Consider the following 18028-nt stretch of genomic DNA (forward strand, 5'->3'; position numbering starts at 1 on the left):
AAACCACTAACCGTTATGAATGTCCTGGGAGTTGACGATGGCCCATTTTCCGACCACCGCTTGGAATATAATCGATTCCTTGAAGGGGGGCCAACTTGCGAGCCTGGACTCTCGTAATTGTTTCGTGCAGTCGTATTGGCCGGCCGTTTTCGCCTACCTGCGCCGCCGTGGATTTCAGCAGTCGAACGCCGAGGACCTGACGCAAGACTTCTTTTGCTACTTGTTCGAGAAAGAACTGGTCGGCAGCTATCAAGCGGAGCGGGGGCGATTTCGGACCTACATTCTGACGCTCCTAACGCGTTTTGTGTCTGACCGGACGACTTCGCGAGCGCCCCGCCAGCGGCGCTTTGAGAATGATCTGGTCCCCATCAGCTGCCTGGCGGCGACCCATGACATCCAGCTAATCAGCGGAGAATCTTCTCCCGAACAGGAATTCATGCGGCAGTGGGCCCGTTCCGTCATTCAATCGACGCGCAACGAGCTCCGGCTGTGGTGCCAGGCTCAGGGGCGGCCTGACTGGTATTTGGTGTTTGACGCGCTTAATCCGCCCGATCTCTCGTCCGCTTCTCGTAAAGAAGCGATTGCGCAATCGTTGCGGCTGACGATTGACCAAGTCCGCTACGCCCAGACAAAGTCGGAGCAGAAGTTTATTGAGCTGTTGCGCCTGGTCGTGCTGGAGCAAGTAGAAAGCGAAAACGAGGTCGATGACGAGATCAGGTCCCTGCGGAGATTGCTGTAACCGCAAGGAAGAGCTGGAATTGCGTTCTCTTCAAAAATAATTGTCCAGTTGTCTGCCTGGCTTCCGCTTTCTTTCTTGTAGACGAGTGACTCCCCCCTATGGGCAGGCTAAAATCAGCTCTATTGCGAATTGACGAAGTCGGCGAAAGGGAGCGAGATTTTGGAATCCATTGCAGGCACAACGCAACAGATCGAGGTCATTCTCGCTGCCGAGCGACAACGCCCAGCCGCCGCATACGATCTGATCCTGGAGCGTGCGCTGGAACGTCTCCAGCGACAGACAAAAACGATGATGCGATCCTATCCGCGTTTGTGCCGCTGGGAGCAAACGGATGACGTTTTTCAGGAAGCGGTGATTCGGCTTTATCGGAGCCTGAAGAAGGTCAAGCCGCAATCCGCACGCCATTTCTTCAACTTGGCGACGCTGCAAATACGCCGCACGTTAATCGACCTGGCGCGTCACCATCTTGGCCCCCTGGCCGAGGCCGCGAATCATGAGTCCCACTTCGCGTTGGCCGAGCTTCCCCGACAGGGAGCGGACGAAGGTCCGTTGTCGCTGTTGCAGTGGGCTGAATTTCACGAGGCGATCGACAAGTTGCCGGAAGATCCTCGCGAGACTTTTTCCTTGATTTGGTATGCAGGGATGTCCCACGGAGACGCCGCCCAATTGTTGGGCGTTTCCACCAAGACCATTCAGCGACGTTTCTTACACGCACGGTTACTGCTGGCCGACATGATGCCTGAGGTTTCGCCGTCGACTTAGGTAAGAAGGATGAACATCGACCAGCAAGTCTTGGATCTCCTGATTCAATGGGAGGAAGCGACCGCGTCAGGCGTTCCGCTTGACGTCACCTTTTTGGCGGCGGGAGATTCGCAGTTGGCGGTCCGTTTGCAGCGGCATATCGATGGATTGCAGAAGTTGGCTTGGCTCCAATTGGATTTACCCGTGAACGAAGGGCCCGATCTGCCGTCAGCTCAGCAACTGGACAACGCGCTGCTGTTGCCGGAAGGAATCGATCTAGCGCAGTTGCAAGCGAGCGTCGTCAAAGCGGAAATTATTGATCCGAAGAAGTTGGATTTGCTGCTGGCGTCGAATCCGGCGAAGACCGCTTTTCAGTTAAGCAGCCAATTGCTGGACGCGAAGCTGTTGACCAAATTTCAATTGCGTGCGATCGCGTATGGAAAAACGCGTGGGCTAAAGCTGGGCCGGTACGTGATTCTCGACAAAATCGGCGCCGGCGGCATGGGACAAGTCTATCGGGCCTGGCACAGTCGCATGGATCGCGAGGTCGCATTGAAGTGCTGCCGCGCGAAGCGATGTCCAAAGAACACGGCGTGGCCCGCTTCAATCAAGAAGTGCAAGTCGCTTCGCGGTTGAGCCATCCGAACATTGTCACCGCGTTCGACGCGGACGAAGCGCAAGGGCTTCATTTCTTGGTGATGGAGCATGTCGACGGACGCGACTTGAACTCGATCGTCCGCAGCGAAAGTCCGCTATCGGTCGCTCAGGCGATCGACTACATCACGCAAACCGCGCGCGGTTTGGAGTACGCGCACGCCGTAGGTCTTATTCATCGCGACATTAAACCGGCCAACTTGTTGCTTGAATCTAGCGGAATTGTAAAGATCCTTGATATGGGAATCGCCCGGATGGACGGGGGCGAAGCCGGCAAGCAGGCGAACATCACCCAAATCGGCGCCGTGATGGGGACGGTCGACTTTATGGCCCCAGAGCAGGCCGTTGACTCCAAGTCCGTCGACGGCCGGGCCGATCTCTACAGTTTGGGGTGCACGCTTTATTACTTGCTGACACGTCGTCCGCCGTTTGACGGAGAGACGCTCATGGTCAAGCTATTAGGGCATCGTGAGGTGCTCCCGCCCAAGCTGCAAGGGCTACGACCGGATGTCCCCGACGGCCTCGAGTTGATCTATCAGAAGTGCATGGCGAAGATCCCCGAGCATCGTTACGCAACCGCGACCGAACTGATCGCGGACCTCGAAAAACTGAGCCCGCAATCGACCGACGTGCGGCTTCCAGAGATGGAAATGGATACGTCGCCGACCGGCGTGCTAGAAACGCTGCCATTTCTCGGCTCAAATCTGATCGTCGCTCCACCGCGAGCGTTGGCGACGCGATCAAACGGTCGGCGCCGACTGCTTGAACGACTGGGTGGGATGTACGGCGGAATGATCGGCTTGGCGTTGTTGTTGGTCGGAGGCTATTTCAGCATTGGTTTTCTCTTCCCAAGGCAGACGCCTGGCGGCAATTTGGTGGTGTCGGTCGAGGAAAAGGATTTTGGCGCCGGCCTGCACGATCAAGAGTTGACGTTGGTCAACATCAAGACGAACGATCCCACGAGGATTCGGCTAAGCGCCGCCGAGCTAACCACTCGGCTTGCGCCGGGCGAGTACCGGTTTGCACTGGAGCCGAGTTCGGGAGTGCAGACCGACGTCAGCGAACTGACGATCCACAGCGGTGCGGATTCTCACGTGCGCGTCTATTGGGAGCCGACGGAGGCGTCTGTCGCTGCAGCGACTTCCCCGACCAACGACCAAGGGGCGACGAACGCGAGTTCTCCATCGTCGTATGCAACGACTACGCCGATTGACGTTCCCAGCGGCCCGTGGATCGATCTGCTGTCGATGATCAAACTTCCGGATCATGGGATCGCCGGCGATTGGGAATGGAGCGGAACGTCGCTGGCCGGAAAGGATGGATTGCACCGCCGTGTGATGGTTCCGTACGCACTGCAGGGAGACTATGTGCTGGAAGCGGAGTTTACGCGACAATCCGGCAGTGATGCGATCAGCCTGCATCTGCCGGTTGCAAATACGTCTTGTGACGTGGTCTTCTCGGACTATGGAGGCACGATTAACGGTTTGCGAACGATCGATGGGCTCAACCTGGATCGTTTGCCCATCGCAGAAAATGCTGTCCAGCACGGTGCATTCATCGTGAATGGAAAACGCCACAAAGTGGCCGTCCAAGTCACGACCGGCGCATCGCAAGAGACCAACGTTCGCGCCTCTTTGGATGGGCGTCCGTTTTTAGATTGGACTGGTGACAATCAAAGACTTTCCAGCGACGTCGACGGTACGATGCCGCTGGTCCAAGCGCCCGGCGTGGATTTGCATGGTTCAGCCGGCCAGATTCACGCGCTGCGCTTGCAGCACCTGGAAAACGGAAAGGGGCGGCGTTTGGGAGACGATTGGGGGCATCCCTTTTTCCCTGTGGCCGATTCGCCGCCAGCTTATCTCGCGGGGCGATGTGCTCAACTGGAAGGACGCTCCTACTATAAGTCGGTGGAAAAGCTGGCCTTAAACGACGCGCAGCGTCTGGCGAAATCCTATCAAGGGCGGTTGTTGACAATCTCTTCCGAGCAAGAGCAACAGTTTATTCTTGAGCTTACTGGTCGGCAGAACACTTGGATGTCGGCATGGTGCAATTTGAAAGTGAAGGAGTGGCGCGACGAGCGAAATCGAAAGTTGACGTTCTTCAGCAAATGGGGGAGGAACCAGCCCGATAACAATGGCGCTAGTCCAGAAATTTTTCTCGGAATCTTCACTCATCCTGATTCTTTTGGTTGGAATGATTTTGCGCCGGACGCCAAATGCTTCGCTGTGATTGAATGGGGAGAAGAGTATCTCAGCGACAATCCAATCGCTGCGGATTCCTCGATCGCTAGAAATGATCCGGCCGCCGAAAAGCAGTGGGAGTCGATCTTTAATGGCCACGACCTCACCGGTTGGAGCGAGCGAGGCGCTCCGGGTTGGCGCGTCGAGAACCAACAGATCGTCAGCGAAGTTTCGCCGGATCGAGAACGCGGCAGTTTGCTGCTTGACAAATTGTACGATGCGTATGAGTTGGAGTTTGAATACGCATTGGAAGCCGACGCCGATAGCGGGCTGTTTCTAAACGCAGGATTTGGTGAGTCGGCGCTAGAAGCACAGTGGCTCCAAATTCAGTTACTCGATGATCAAATGGGAACGTACGACGACATTCCTGCAGAACGGCGTACCGGCAGCGTGTATGGAGTCGCCGCAGCGTCCGCTTTGGTGGACTCCCAGAAAACTCCTTGGCGCAAAATGCGGGTACGATTTGACGGTAATTCGGTGACGGTCTACATCAACAATATTATGGTGACGCAGCACGAATTAGGTGGACAATACCCGACCGGGCATATCGGTCTTCAGCGATATAAAGGAAGCGGCAAATTTCGCAATTTACGTATACGAAATTTAAGCAATGATCCCGCCGCATCCAAACAGCCGAGCGTCACGCAGAAGCCGAATGGGCCCTGGATGGACCTACTGTCGATGGTGCAGATTCCCGATCACGAGCTGAGCGGAACCTGGCGGCAAACAGGAGGCGGCCTCTTAGGAATCGGCGGCGGCCGCGCCCACTTGATGCTTCCTTACGTCGTCACCGGCAGCTATGAAATCGAAACGGAAATCACCCGTTTAGAAGGGGACAAGGCGATTGCGATTCACTTGCCGATCAACTCGGCGGCTTGTGATTTCGTCTTGTCTTCTTCCAATGGGCGATTGCGTGGATTTCAGTTGATCGACGGGAAAGTGATCGCCAATCTTGATCCCGCGATGTTTCCTACGCAGCACGATGTCGATCTGACAAATGGGAAAAGATACAAGTTAGTACTGTCCGTGCAACTGAAATCTTCCGACCAGGTTTATCTTTCCGCCAAGTTGGATGATCAGCCGATCATCGAATGGATGGGGGATACGCGACGGCTCGCTCAGACCACGGCGATCACTTTTCCGGTGACTAGTGCGCTCGGCTTGTTCCTCAACGAAACGACGACCGAGTTTCATTCGCTGAAGCTGCGTCATCTTGGCTCGGGCGAGGGAAAGATCTTGAAAGGCAAATGGCGCGATCCCTTTTTCGAGGTCGCGGAGCTGCCGCCAGATTCGATCGTGAAGCAGTGTTACGTTTGGAACGATCATCACTATTATCTTTCGCCAGAGAAGATGTCTTTGGCGGGCGCGCAACGCCTGGCTGCCGATATGCAAGGGCGATTGTTGACCGTATCGTCTGCCGAGGAGGATGAATGGATTCGTCAGAAGCTGCCAAACAACATCGCCTTGTGGACCGCCGGTTGGCGGCGGAATGTCGAGAATCAATGGTACGACGAGCGCAACCGCCGGATACCATATATGGGGTCGTGGGAAACAGAGGGCGGCTATGATTATCGACCCGAGGAGCAGTTTTTGGCGCTCCGCACGACCCTGGATGAGACTTCCCGGCTTATACGCTTGAAAAGGTTGACGCTTCCTCCTCAGCCAGCGTTAAGCGTTGTGATTGAATGGGGAGAGGAGTATCCTTTTGCCCAGACACCGAGAACTTACTCGCCGGCATTCAGTGTCGCCGATCTAGACCCGCAGCAAGGGAACATGCTTGCGCAATTGGATGCATGGGAGGTGACGCCGCGCTCGGGGGTAAAGCGCAATCGGGACGGCTACTTGCAGATGAGCGAACCAGAAACGCGGATGCTCACGAAGAAACAGGATTGGCAGGCTGCTGACGTTCGCATCGTGCTCGCCGCGTCCCAAGGGACGGAAGCTTTTTTGGTTTTTGAAAAGAAAGAGGGTTCTGCAATCACCTCCTCACTGCGCGATAACCAAGGCGCAATTCAAGTCGGGCATCAAGGTTTGAGCTTTGGAGAGCGAGAATCCGGCAAAGGAAGGCGAAGCATCCCGTATGGTCAAACCTTTGAAATTCGGTTTCGTAACCGATCTGAAGGACGTTGGATCGATGTGAATGGCGAGGTGAGTTCCGGAGTTTCCTGGGGCCCAAGCGCCAGTGGAGCGATCGGCGTTTTGCTGAAAAAAGGGAGCCTGACCATCAAGAAGCTAGAGATCATCGAAAGGCAACTGCCGTCCCGATAGGCGAACGTTCGCCGCCCAAGTGGTTTGGGCCAAGATGTAGTTTTCATGATTACTGCTTCATCCCACCAGGAGTCGCCCAAGACCGTGACGATTGACCAACGCATCTTGGATTTGATCATCCAGTGGGAAGCGGCGGCGGCCAGCGGACGTACGATCGATATTGATCGTCTAGCGGCGGGTGATGCGCATCTGGCGCTGCAACTGCAGCGACATATTAGCGACCTCGAAAAAGTCGCGTGGCTGAACCAGGAAGAGCAAGTTGATGCGAAGCTGGATTTGCCGAACCCCGCGACGCTGAGAAGCGTCATGCTGTTGCCGGAAGATCTGGGACTTGACGTCCTGCGCGAAAATCTCGAACGATCGGAACTGATTGACGCCGATATTCTCGCCGATCTGTTTCAAAGTTCGCATGCCAAAAGCGATTTGCAGCTCTGCAGCTATCTAGTGGAATCGGGTTTACTGACACGATTTCAATTACGGGCGATCGCGCATGGGACGATTCGCGGCCTGAACCTAGGACGCTACGTCATCCTCGATAAAATCGGGGAAGGGGGGATGGGGCAAGTCTTCAAAGCTCATCATCGCAGGATGGCTCGCGTCGTCGCATTGAAAGTGTTGCCGCGCGACGTGATGACGCAGCATCAAGCGATGGATCGTTTCGAGCAAGAGGTGCAGGTCGCAGCGCAGTTGCATCACAAAAATATTGTGCGCGCGTATGACGCGGACGAGGCGGAAGGACTCCATTTTTTTGTGATGGAATATGTCGAAGGATGCGACTTGAATTCTGTCGTGCGATCCGATGGTCCACTGCCGATCGAGCAAGCGGTCGACTGCGTATTGCAGACAGCGCATGGCTTGGAATATGCACACGGCGTAGGCTTAGTGCATCGCGACATCAAGCCGGCGAATTTGTTGCGCGATCAGAATGGGGTGGTCAAGATCCTGGATATGGGGATTGCTCGGCTACGGCAACCAGGGAAGTTTGAGGCGAGCCTTACGCAAGACGGAACGGTGATGGGAACGGTCGATTTCATGGCGCCAGAGCAAGCGATCAGTTCCAAGTCGGTCACTCCTCAAGCCGATCTCTACAGTCTTGGCTGCACGCTCTATTACCTCCTGACGGGACGACCTCCCTTCGGCGGCGATACGCTGATGGTAAAACTGTTAGCGCATCGAGAACAAACGCCCCCAAAGTTATCGGCGTTGCGCGCTGATGTTCCGCCTGAACTCGAGCAGATTTATCAAAAGTGCCTGGCGAAATCGCCGCTGGATCGCTATCTCACCGCCAAAGATCTGATCATAGATCTCCAGCGGATAGAGCCTTGCATCGATGGTTTGATAAGAGAGGCCAGGGTCCCGCCGCTTCCTGCTTCAGACGCGGAAATCGATACGACCCCAACCGGCCTGTTAGAGACTTTGCCGCGACTCGGATCTGATTGGGTTCGCGAACCGATTGGCGCCAATCCAGAGCGAAAACGGCGACTCTTGTACGGGGGACTGATGGGCGCGGCTTTGGCCCTAGTTGGTTGGATCGGCTTTTCTTTCTTCGGCGCGCCGAACGAGCCAGGCCCGCTGGAAATAAAGACGCCGCCAATCGCGGCGGGAACGTCCGCTTCAGCTTCTCCGCCGCAAACGCCGCTCTCAGAACCGTCGGATGCCGCCGTCATGCGCGACCTCTCGAATCATTCTCAGATCGACTTGCTTTCACGCCTGAAATTGCCCGATCACGCGGTTGCAGGAAAATGGGAAAAAAGGGGGACTGGAATCGTGGGAGCCGACGCGCGACGTTCCCGTCTAATGCTTCCCTATTCGCCGCAAGGGAGCTATCGAATCCAAATGGAATTCACCCGCTTGAACGGGAATGACCTCATCGGATTGCATTTGCCGGTCGACGAATCGTCATGCGAGTTGATTCTTTCAGGCTGGGGTGGAGATCCTCTCGGTAGTGGATTACGGATGATCGATGCGGCGAACATCATCGAGTATCCCCCATCCCATCCCGCAATCGCTAAAGACATCACCTTGGACGTCGGCGTGCGAAACGTCTTAGATGTGCGAATCAACGTTGGCGCTTCGCATCAAGTGAAGATAACCGCAAAGTTGGGGGATCGCACGATTCTTGATTGGCAAGGGTCGTCGAAAAGTTTATCGTGCTCGTCACTATGGCCATTCCCCTCCGAGCAGGCGCTCGGCCTCCTAGTTTTTGAATCGACCTACGAAATTCATTCTCTGCAGTGGTCGCCATTAGAAAGCGGTGTGGGAGAATAACAGGAGGAAGTTTAGGGACATTCGTTTGTCCTGGTCACGGACCTTCCGGCGGCTTTGAACAGAAACAGGACTGACTGGATCAGGGGCAAGAGACTTCGGCAAATCCCTCGGCGCCGCATTGCTTGCTTCCGATCGTATCCTGACTGACTGCCCTGTCGGCCAATTGCGTGCTAGAGTTGATGACGCCGTTCTAGGACGGATCTAACGGATGTAGCGGAAAGTACGTGAATGTCGGTTGATCAGGCGACGCCGGAAGGAGACCAGCGCCTTGGCTCTTGGGCCAAGTTGTCCTTGGTTGCGCTGGGAGTCGTCTACGGCGATATCGGCACGAGTCCACTCTACGCGGTGCGTGAATGCTTTCGCGCCGAACACGCAGTCGCGGCTTCGCACGATCATGTGTTGGGAGTCCTTTCCCTGATCTTCTGGGCGCTGGCGATTGTTATCTCGACAAAATACCTGATTTTCATTCTGCAAGCGGACAACGAGGGAGAAGGGGGGATCCTGGCGCTCGCGGCGCTTGTCTCTTCGGACGAATCGAACGCGAGTTATCGCCGCTGGGCGATTTTCACGCTCGGATTGCTCGGGGGATCATTGCTCTATGCCGATGGCATGATCACGCCGGCAATTTCGGTGCTTAGCGCGGTCGAAGGGCTCGAAGTGGCCGCTCCTGCGCTCGATCCCTATATCGAGCCGATCACCATCGCGATCCTCGTCGGTTTGTTCTTGTTTCAATCGCGCGGAACCGCGCGAGTCGGTACGGTGTTTGGTCCGATCATGTTGGTTTGGTTTGCGACGTTGGCATGCATGGGAATTCAACATATCGTGCAATCGCCGCAAGTTTTCCTCGCGATCAATCCGCTCTATGCGATTCGTCTGCTGTTGGAAAATGGACTGAGCGGCTATCTGGTTTTGGGCTCAGTGTTTTTGGTCGTCACCGGCGGCGAAGCGCTGTACGCTGACATGGGGCATTTTGGCAAACAGCCGATCCGGATTAGTTGGTATTACGTCGTGCTGCCGGCGCTGTTGCTCAACTATTTTGGCCAGGGTGCTTTTCTGTTAGAGCATCCCGAAGGCGCGAGAAATCCGTTCTATCTGATGGCGCCCGACTGGGCTCTCTATCCGCTGGTGATTTTATCGACGATGGCTACGGTCATCGCGTCGCAGGCTGTCATCACCGGCGCCTTTTCGTTAACGTTGCAAGCGGTGCAGTTGGGCTACAGTCCGCGCATGACCATTCGGCATACGTCGGCCGAACAAATGGGACAGATCTACATCCCATTGGTCAATTGGGCGCTGATGTTCGCCTGCATCGGGTTGGTGCTCGGCTTCCGTTCTTCTGACAATCTCGCGGCGGCGTACGGCGTTGCGGTGACGATTACGATGGTGATCACGACGGTCCTCTTTTTTCTGCTGACGCGGATGCGCTGGAAATGGTCGCTGCCGGCGGCGCTAGGCCTTTGCGGAATATTTCTAGCGGTCGATTTGGCATTCTTGGGAGCGAACCTGTTCAAAATATCGAATGGAGGTTGGTTCCCTTTGCTAGTAGCCGGCGGCGCCTACACGTTGATGTCGACTTGGATGGCGGGCCAGCGACTGTTGGCGAAGCGGCTACGGGAGCGGGCGCTCTCTATCGAGCTTTACATCGCCGATTTGATGAACGAGCCTCCGGTGCGCGTCTCTGGCGTTTCGGTTTATTTGACCGGCAATCCGGTCGGAACTCCGCCGGCGCTGCGGCACAACGTGCGACACAATAAAGTGCTGCATGAGCAAATCGTCTTGCTGACGGTGGTAACCGCCAACGTGCCGCATGTGCGTCTGGCGAAACGAGTCGAGTTTGAAGAAATTGGCGAAGGGTTCTTTCGCATTCTGATCAACTATGGATTTATGGATACGCCGCATATTCCTCTGACGCTGGCGACATTGACCAACGCTCCGCTCAATCTGCAAGGGGAAGACGTTACCTATTTTCTAGGGACCGAACGTCTGTTAGCGACCCATCGTCCCGGCATGGCCTTGTGGCGCGAAAAGCTGTTCGCGTGGATGTCACGCAACGCTCAACCCGCGACCGCCTATTTTTATCTTCCGCCTGAGCAAGTTGTAGAGATCGGCTCGCAGGTAGAGCTCTGAACGCGGGATAGAATTTCCAACTGGCCGTTGCGCCACGTTGATGTGTTCGTTCGTCACTCGACCGTGTTCCCTGCTTCTCTACTAGAGCTTCAACGCAGGCTGCCCTTTCAGCGCGTCCTCCAAATGAACCAGCAAGCGATCGATCTCCTGGGCCGTCTCGCGATCTAGTTCCCACGCGTAAGGCGTGCGGCGGCGAACCGACGGGAAGACGCCTCGTTTTTGTAGGATATATTTTTCGATCGCCAAAAATCCATCGAGACCCGCTTGCAGTTGTAGGGCGACAATGGCGCAAATGGGGAAATAGATCCGATACGCGAGCGCGTCATCTCCTTGTTGCAGTGCTCTCCACAACGCGACAATTCCGTCGAGCAGATCGACGCCAGGCATGGTCCCTTGTATTCCGCGCCGATAGCAGTCAATCAGCAAGATGCCGCCAGAGCCGTCAAAGATCTGCGCTTTGCCGCCGGTTTGATCGCGTAAGTCTGAGAGATTCGGCCCGATCGGAGACGCTTCCGGTTTGAATAAGATTTTCGCGGCTCCAAACTCGGCCACGAGCCGTGCAAAGAACGAAGTCGAGATTGCGCGTCCTACATAAGACGACGCGTCTTGCACGATCAGCGGCAAGTCGACGCGCCGCGCTAGTTGCGAAAAATAGTCCCACATCGCTGCTTCCGGCAGAGCGACGCTGATCGGCGGTATCGCCATGATGGCGCTGCACCCGCAGCGTTTGGCATGTTCGCCATATTGGATCGCTTGGCGAGTTGTTTCGGCGCCGACGCTGGCGATGACCGTGCCGCGACCTGCGGTCATCGAGACCATCATCTCGGCCAACTCGCAACGCTCGGTCGGCGAGAGCCGTAAGACTTCGGAGACCATCGCCGAGCAAACGCCATCGGCGCCAACCGCGTAGATCCAGTCGATCTCTTGTTGCAAGATGTCGACGTCGATCGACTCATCGTCACATAGCGGCGTGTGCAGGACCGGGAGCACTCCTTGGATGGAACTGGTCATCAAACTTTCTATGTCGTGAGAGTTTTAGGAAGCGGTCGGCGAGCGGAAGAGCGGGAGCTAGACGTTTTGCAGCAGAGGGCTCGATTCGGTGGGTGAAGCCAAGCGTTGCACCAGTTGCGACATCGCTTCGATGGTCAGTTCGAGCGCGCCGAGATCAAACGGCGATTGCATCACCGGATAGATGTCGTGGTGGTAGAGGGGGGCCGGCGTCAAATAGCCAATCGATCCGTTCACCAGATTCATGCAGATGATCGTCTCAGCCGGAAAGCGTCGGCGGAGCTCGACTTGCATGTCCGAATACGACTCGGCCATGCTGCCGATCAAAATCGCATCCCCCAGCTTCCAGGCCCAAATCGGCAACGTGTAAGTTTCGTCATCTCCCAAAGCAAGCCGGATATCGCGTTTGCGGCGCAATCGCTCTGCGATCGCACGATCGGGACATGCGATCCGCTGACGTTCTAACTCGGCGGCGGACGGCCAGTCTTTCAGCGGTACTTCGACGCTCGCCTGCAATGCACGCAACTGCGTGTTCGGAGATTTCGGTGCGTGACGCCAGACGGCCAAGGGGGCGCCCGATTCAACTACTCTTTGATAGTCCAAGCTCACGCCGGCTGGCTCCATGTTTTCTAACGTCGCTAAAGCGGCGTAAGCCAATTGGCGACCGTGTCGATCCACCGTTTCGGTATCGGCGACATACTGATAGCGCGGCGCAAGATCGCCCGACGCGCCTTGCATAAAGAGGGCTGCTGCGCCGGTCTGCTGCGTGATGGTTTCGCGCATCGCGCCGATATAGTCGGGAGAAATCGCCCGATTCTCCCACGCTAAGGTGGTCGGGTGACAAGCATAGTTAACGATCACGCCGCGGATGGTTCCGGCGATATCGGTCAGCCGGCCGACGAGCAGCGTGTTATCGGCATTTCCCTGCGGATTGAATCCGCACAAAATTCGATCGGTATTGGCGCTCGGATCGGTCAGATCGCGATTGGTCGCCAAATTGCATTGACCGATTCGCCAGTCGAGGGTCGCGGCGAACGAAAGGTCGAGCGCCGCGCGAATCACTTCGATCGTCTCGAACAGGATTCGTTCTAACCATCGCTGTTGAACCGCTTGCCCAGGCAAGCCGGGATCCAATTTCGCCAGCGGCGGCGACGCATGGGTGTGGGTGAGACCAAACAGGAAATCTTCGGGCGCCAGCGAAAACTCATTTAAGACATTGGCTTGAAACTCCTGGAACGTTTCCAGCGTTTGCCACCAACCGAGATCCGCGTCGATATAGACCAGCGGCGAAGAATCGTGGTCCGCTCGCAGCGTCAGCGCAGTGATGGTGAGCGGGCGATGGATTGACTCGGCGACGTCATGTTCGGCGGCGCCCCAGCAGCGTGAGTAGACGCCGATCGGCGGAGTAATATCGGCCGACGCGATTCCTGCGTAGCCAGCCCAGGCGGCGTGGGAGAACGAGGGATGTTCTGTCGCGGAGTTGCTCATGTCGCTTGCTTTCTGAAAAACGGTCGCAGCCGCTCGTTACCAATCTCCGACGCTGCCGTCTGCGTAGAAGACGCGCTGCAGCAACTCTTGCTGAAAAGGATGCCGCTTGATTTCTTCTTCATTAATGTTGATTCCCAGTCCGGGCCGCTGATTAGGCTTAACGGTTCGCGTCTTCGGATCGATTTGAAATCCTTCGTCGACCACTTCATAGCGCCAAGGAACGTCGTTTTGCACCGACTCACAGATGATATAACTCGGTTGCGAAAAGCCGAACTCCAGCGACGCGGCGGTGCTGACCGGCCCTTGCGGATTGTGGGGCGCGAGCGCGATTCGATACGCTTCGGCCAGCGCCGCGATTCGTCGCGCTTCGCTCAGTCCGCCGCAATGCGTGATGTCCAGTTGGCAGATTTCGCAGGCTTGGGCGGCGAACAGATCGCGAAATGCAGCGAGATGATTCAGCCGTTCGCCGGTCGCAATCGGCGTTGCGACGGCGGCGTTGATTTTCGCTAGCCCCTCGATCGATTCGGGCCAGCAAGGCTCTTCAAAGAAATAGAGCTCATACGGCTCAAGCGCTTTGGCGAACCTCATCCCCATCGCCGGTGAAGGTCGCGCGTGACAGTCGACCATGATGTCGATATCGGGACCAACGGCGTCACGCATCGCTTCGACGCAGGCGACCGCGGCGCGTACCGGTTTGTTTCCTTCAATCGGCATCGTCGGAGGAACGGCCATCGACTTGAACGCCGAGTAGCCATGTTCGACCGCTTCGATCGCGAGATCAGCGAACTGCTTGGCGTTGTCGACCGGCGTTTCGTAAAAATCCTCCATGCGACCGCCCCCCAGATGCGAATAAAGTCGAATCGAGTCGCGGACCGGACCTCCCCATAATCGGTGACAAGGGACGTTGTGCACTTTGCCGAGAATATCCCACAACGCAAGATCGACGCCGGCCAGCGCCGTCGCGCGGACGATGCCTGTGCCGTGCCAGAAGTGTTGTCGCCACATCATTTGCCACAGATATTCGATGCGCGTCGGGTCTTCGCCGATCAGCAGTTGCGCCAAGTCTTCAATGGCGCCGACGACGCTGCGGGTATGCCACTCGAGGGTCGCTTCACCCCAACCGATCAAACCCGGCTGGTCGGTCGTGATTTTGACGAAGACCCAATTGCGCATCCGAGCGTGGCAAACCAGAGTTTCGACGCGGGTAATTTTCATGCGATTTAGAACACCACTCCTGAGAATGTAATAAACAACGCGGCCATGACAACGACAAACAGTCCCCACCAGGTGACGACGCTCGTGTACCAGTGATCTCCGAGGTTGTTGAACAGATTTAAGCGAGACCAATTGAAGGTCAGCTGGTCGGTGATTTGGTCTGCGCGCGGCGGCGATGTCGTCAGGCTGACGCCGATGCAAACGGCGACGCACAGCAACCAATTGATCGCTGCTTGATTCCAGTAAGGGCTGAGCCAGGCCGGCGCACTAGGATCGAAGTGCAAGTACAGCTTCATCAAGATCCCCGAGGCGAAGCCGACGCAGATCGCCGCCAACGCTCCGGCCGAATTGATGCGTCGCCAGAGAATGCCGAGTAAGAATACGGCGGCGAATGGGGGAGCGAAAAAAGCGTAGAGCGACTGCGCATACTCAAATAGACTTCCCCCGATCTCTCCGACAAATCCGCCCAAAATAATCGCGATCGCCAGCACGACGACCGAACTAATTACGCCGACGCGGACCAGTTGCTTGTCGCTGGCCTCCGGCGCCAACAGCCGTTTGTAGATATCGAGCGTCAGGATGGTCGACGTCGAGTTGAGCACCGAGTTGATTGTCGATTGTATCGCGCCAAACAGCGCCGCCAAAAGCAGCCCCCGCAGTCCGGCGGGAATCAACGTTTGGATCAGGTTGACATAGCCTTGATCGGCCGCAGGCTTCACTTCGTCCCAGGGGCGAAGCATGATTTCGGGGTGGAGCGCAAAGAGCACCATGCCAGGCAAGACCGAAATCAGCGGGAAGAAGACTTTCACCCAGCCGGCCAACACGATTCCCATCCGCGCATGGTATTCATCCTTGGCGCCCAGCACGCGCTGGATCATGAACTGATTCAGCACGTTGTACCAAACGCCGACCGAGAGGAGCAGCGGAATCAAGCTGATCGTCGGCGTGATCGGATGGGTGACGCCTTGGTAGAGGGAAAGCCGATTGTACGAGTCGTCGTTGGTGAGATGCGCCAGATGTCGATTCACGGCTTCCGCCCATTGGCCTTCTTTCTCTTGATTTCGCTCCAGCATCAAGGTGAAACCATCCCAGAGCGATCCTTCGTCGCCGGACAGCGCTTGCAGACCCAGGACGCTGACAAGCACTCCGCCCAGGATCATGATGACGACCGTAAAGAGATCGGTCCACGCGACGCTCGACAGTCCGCCGTAAATCGCCCAGACGCCGGCGACGATCCCCAGCGTAATAATCGAAAACCAAAGACTCCAACCAAACAAGCTTTGCAGCGCCAGTCCGCCGCCATACAAGACCGTCGCTAGAAAGGCGACCACGTTGCTCAGCACCGTGACAAAGGCGAACATTTGCCGGATCGAAAGACTAAATCGCTTCTCAAGAAACTCGGGTATCGTAAATACCTTGGTCGCCAACAAAAAGGGAATAAAGAACCAGATCAATAGCGAGAAGGTGACGACATTCGCCCACTCCATCAGCGAGACGCAGACGCCGAACACGACTGCCGAACCGATCATCCCGATGAAGTGTTCGCTGCTGATATTGGACGCGATAAACGATCCGCCGACGACATACCAAGGGAGTTTTCTGCCTGCCAAAAAATAGTCTTGGCTACTCGCTTGTTCTCCTCTTCCTGCCCAGAAGCCGATCATTCCCAGCGCCAGAAAGAAGCCGGCGAAGACAACGTAATCCCAGAAGTCGAGCGAAAACGAAGGCATGAACCAGGGGTCTCGAAGATAACGGAAAGAGCGAACGATCGAGCAATCGCTGGGCGGACTGCTCAGGCGGCGACTTCGCCGCCTGAGCGAGTTATTATTACGATCTGAAGGACAACCGCGTATCGAAGCGTTAGCTGGCGCGACCGAAGTTGGGCACCTTCAGTTGCTCGCCGCCCTTGAGCGCCGATTGATGGGCGACGATCCCCGGCGCCGTGAAGGCGACCGCTTCGTAGACGTCAACCGCCGGACGACGATTATTGGCTACGGCGTCAATAAACTCGTTCGTGATAAACGAATGCGAGCCGTCGTGGCCGCTTCCATGTCGTAGTGGGGCCGGCAGCATATCCGTCTTCCAGAACTCAGGAACCTGGTATTGTTCAAAGGCAGGCAAGTTGCGAACGAAACCGGCGTCATCTTTTTCGGTTTGCTGTCCGCGGCGGATGACCACTGGACCTTGCCCGTTCGGAGTGTGCCCGTAGAAGCTCATTTTGTCGCCGATCCATTCGGCTCGTTCGCCGCCGCGATGGGCGCCTTTCCACCAAACCCGGACGTTGAAAGCCAGTCCCGATTCGGTCTTGAACATCGCCGATTCGTTCCAAAACGGGTTGTTGTAGGCGTTGTCTTTGAGCGAAGGGGAGTCGTCTCCCCAGCCTTGGCACATCACTTCGGTCAGGCGTTCACCGGTCACGCCCACGTAGTGAGCGGTGCAGTGCGTGGGATAATTCATCGGCGGAAAGCCATAACGCCAGGTACGTTTGCCGTTCTCATGGAACAACGAATCGAGACCGTCGTGTTGATACTCTGATTCGCAGTAGATCAAGTTGCCGAACTTCCCTTCCTGATACATCTGGCGAGCCGAGATCGTGCTTTGCTGCCAATAGCTGGTTTCGGCCATCATAAAGCTTAGCCCGGTCCGCTTGACCGTCTCGATCAGCTCTTCGCATTCTTCCAGATTCATCGCGGCGGGGACGGCGCAGAGGACATGCTTGCCGGCGTTGAGCGCGGCGACGCTATGCCGCACGTGATTGGGGGCTTCGGTAAAGATCGCCACCGCGTCCATGTCTTTCGCTTGGGCGAGCATCGCTTCGAGCGAGTCGTACTTCGTTTTGCACTTGTAGGTCTTGCTTAACGCCTCAAGGCGCTCTGGCCTCAATTCGGCGACACCGGTCACTTCGCACAGGGGATGCTCATGAAACTGAAAGCCGAGGCCAAATCGACCGCCGACGATGCCGACGCGAACTTGTTTAGGGGCTGATTCGGCGGCGTGCAGAGTTGCCGGCAACACCAAACTGGCGCTGGCGGCTAATCCGCCGGTAGATTGCAGAAATGAGCGACGCGTGACCGGGGGTGGATCACTAGCGGATGAGCTAGCAACAGAATCGGCGGTAATCATCAGCATGACTCCTTGGCAGTGATTGTGGGTGAGCTGGGATCGCCGAGCCCAAAGTCGCCGGCGAGTGTCAATAGACGGTTTTTGGCGCCAATGTCAAAATATTAGTTGCGGTTGGTGCCAATGTCAAGTAAGTTCACTTGAAGGTCGTCGCAAGCCA

Annotated in this window: 11 protein-coding genes; 6 read left to right on the forward strand and 5 right to left on the reverse strand. The window is 56.4% G+C overall.

Features of this window, described 5'->3' with window-relative positions:
• The first annotated feature begins 37 nt into the window (after positions 1-37).
• The 6 genes from DSM3645_RS04640 (at position 38) to DSM3645_RS04660 (ending at position 11037) form a co-directional block, all read left to right on the forward strand.
• Positions 38-739 (forward strand): RNA polymerase sigma factor, encoded by a 702-nt coding sequence (locus DSM3645_RS04640; protein ID WP_040351609.1) that lies wholly within the window; start codon positions 38-40, stop codon positions 737-739.
• A 159-nt stretch (positions 740-898) separates the two neighbouring features.
• Positions 899-1501: an RNA polymerase sigma factor gene (locus tag DSM3645_RS04645; protein ID WP_116344449.1), complete on the forward strand. Its 603-nt coding sequence runs from the start codon at positions 899-901 to the stop codon at positions 1499-1501.
• Positions 1502-1510: 9 nt separating this feature from the next.
• Positions 1511-2116 (forward strand): hypothetical protein, encoded by a 606-nt coding sequence (locus DSM3645_RS27685; protein WP_002650878.1) that lies wholly within the window; start codon positions 1511-1513, stop codon positions 2114-2116.
• Positions 2056-6642 carry a protein kinase domain-containing protein gene (locus tag DSM3645_RS27690; protein ID WP_131282217.1) on the forward strand — a complete coding sequence of 1529 codons (4587 nt, stop codon included), beginning with the start codon at positions 2056-2058 and terminating at the stop codon, positions 6640-6642. The genes DSM3645_RS27685 and DSM3645_RS27690 overlap by 61 nt, the downstream gene beginning before the upstream one ends.
• Positions 6643-6687: 45 nt before the next feature.
• Positions 6688-8910 carry a serine/threonine protein kinase gene (locus DSM3645_RS27695; RefSeq protein ID WP_131282220.1) on the forward strand — a complete coding sequence of 741 codons (2223 nt, stop codon included), beginning with the start codon at positions 6688-6690 and terminating at the stop codon, positions 8908-8910.
• A gap of 228 nt (positions 8911-9138) precedes the next feature.
• Positions 9139-11037 carry a potassium transporter Kup gene (locus DSM3645_RS04660; RefSeq protein ID WP_002650881.1) on the forward strand — a complete coding sequence of 633 codons (1899 nt, stop codon included), beginning with the start codon at positions 9139-9141 and terminating at the stop codon, positions 11035-11037.
• Positions 11038-11118: 81 nt separating this feature from the next.
• Here DSM3645_RS04660 and DSM3645_RS04665 read toward each other — a convergent pair whose 3' ends face one another.
• From DSM3645_RS04665 to DSM3645_RS04685, 5 genes are all read right to left on the reverse strand, one after another.
• Entirely contained in the window at positions 11119-12048 is a 930-nt protein-coding gene (locus DSM3645_RS04665) for a dihydrodipicolinate synthase family protein (RefSeq protein WP_002650882.1), read from the reverse strand.
• Positions 12049-12105: 57 nt separating this feature from the next.
• Entirely contained in the window at positions 12106-13533 is a 1428-nt protein-coding gene (locus tag DSM3645_RS04670) for a hypothetical protein (protein WP_002650883.1), read from the reverse strand.
• 36 nt (positions 13534-13569) lie between these two features.
• A complete protein-coding gene (gene dgoD / locus DSM3645_RS04675; RefSeq protein WP_002650884.1) occupies positions 13570-14748 on the reverse strand; it encodes a galactonate dehydratase in 1179 nt (392 codons plus the stop codon).
• A 5-nt stretch (positions 14749-14753) separates the two neighbouring features.
• Entirely contained in the window at positions 14754-16478 is a 1725-nt protein-coding gene (locus tag DSM3645_RS04680; protein ID WP_002650885.1) for an SLC5 family protein, read from the reverse strand.
• Positions 16479-16608: 130 nt separating this feature from the next.
• Complete coding sequence (locus DSM3645_RS04685) at positions 16609-17871, reverse strand: Gfo/Idh/MocA family protein (protein ID WP_116344450.1); 1263 nt, start codon at positions 17869-17871, stop codon at positions 16609-16611.
• Positions 17872-18028: the final 157 nt, after the last annotated feature.

Origin of the sequence: Blastopirellula marina DSM 3645, assembly GCF_000153105.1 — a bacterium.
Taxonomy (GTDB): Bacteria; Planctomycetota; Planctomycetia; order Pirellulales; family Pirellulaceae; genus Blastopirellula; species Blastopirellula marina.

Bases quoted from the DNA above. Each gene is read 5' to 3' on its own strand.
- DSM3645_RS04685 (WP_116344450.1), bottom strand. From the start codon at position 17,871: ATGATTACCGCCGATTCTGTTGCTAGCTCATCCGCTAGTGATCCACCC.
- DSM3645_RS04680 (WP_002650885.1), bottom strand. From the start codon at position 16,478: ATGCCTTCGTTTTCGCTCGACTTCTGGGATTACGTTGTCTTCGCCGGC.
- DSM3645_RS04670 (WP_002650883.1), bottom strand. From the start codon at position 13,533: ATGAGCAACTCCGCGACAGAACATCCCTCGTTCTCCCACGCCGCCTGG.
- DSM3645_RS04640 (WP_040351609.1), top strand. From the start codon at position 38: ATGGCCCATTTTCCGACCACCGCTTGGAATATAATCGATTCCTTGAAG.
- DSM3645_RS04660 (WP_002650881.1), top strand. From the start codon at position 9,139: ATGTCGGTTGATCAGGCGACGCCGGAAGGAGACCAGCGCCTTGGCTCT.
- dgoD (WP_002650884.1), bottom strand. From the start codon at position 14,748: ATGAAAATTACCCGCGTCGAAACTCTGGTTTGCCACGCTCGGATGCGC.
- DSM3645_RS27690 (WP_131282217.1), top strand. From the start codon at position 2,056: ATGTCCAAAGAACACGGCGTGGCCCGCTTCAATCAAGAAGTGCAAGTC.
- DSM3645_RS27685 (WP_002650878.1), top strand. From the start codon at position 1,511: ATGAACATCGACCAGCAAGTCTTGGATCTCCTGATTCAATGGGAGGAA.
- DSM3645_RS04665 (WP_002650882.1), bottom strand. From the start codon at position 12,048: ATGACCAGTTCCATCCAAGGAGTGCTCCCGGTCCTGCACACGCCGCTA.
- DSM3645_RS27695 (WP_131282220.1), top strand. From the start codon at position 6,688: ATGATTACTGCTTCATCCCACCAGGAGTCGCCCAAGACCGTGACGATT.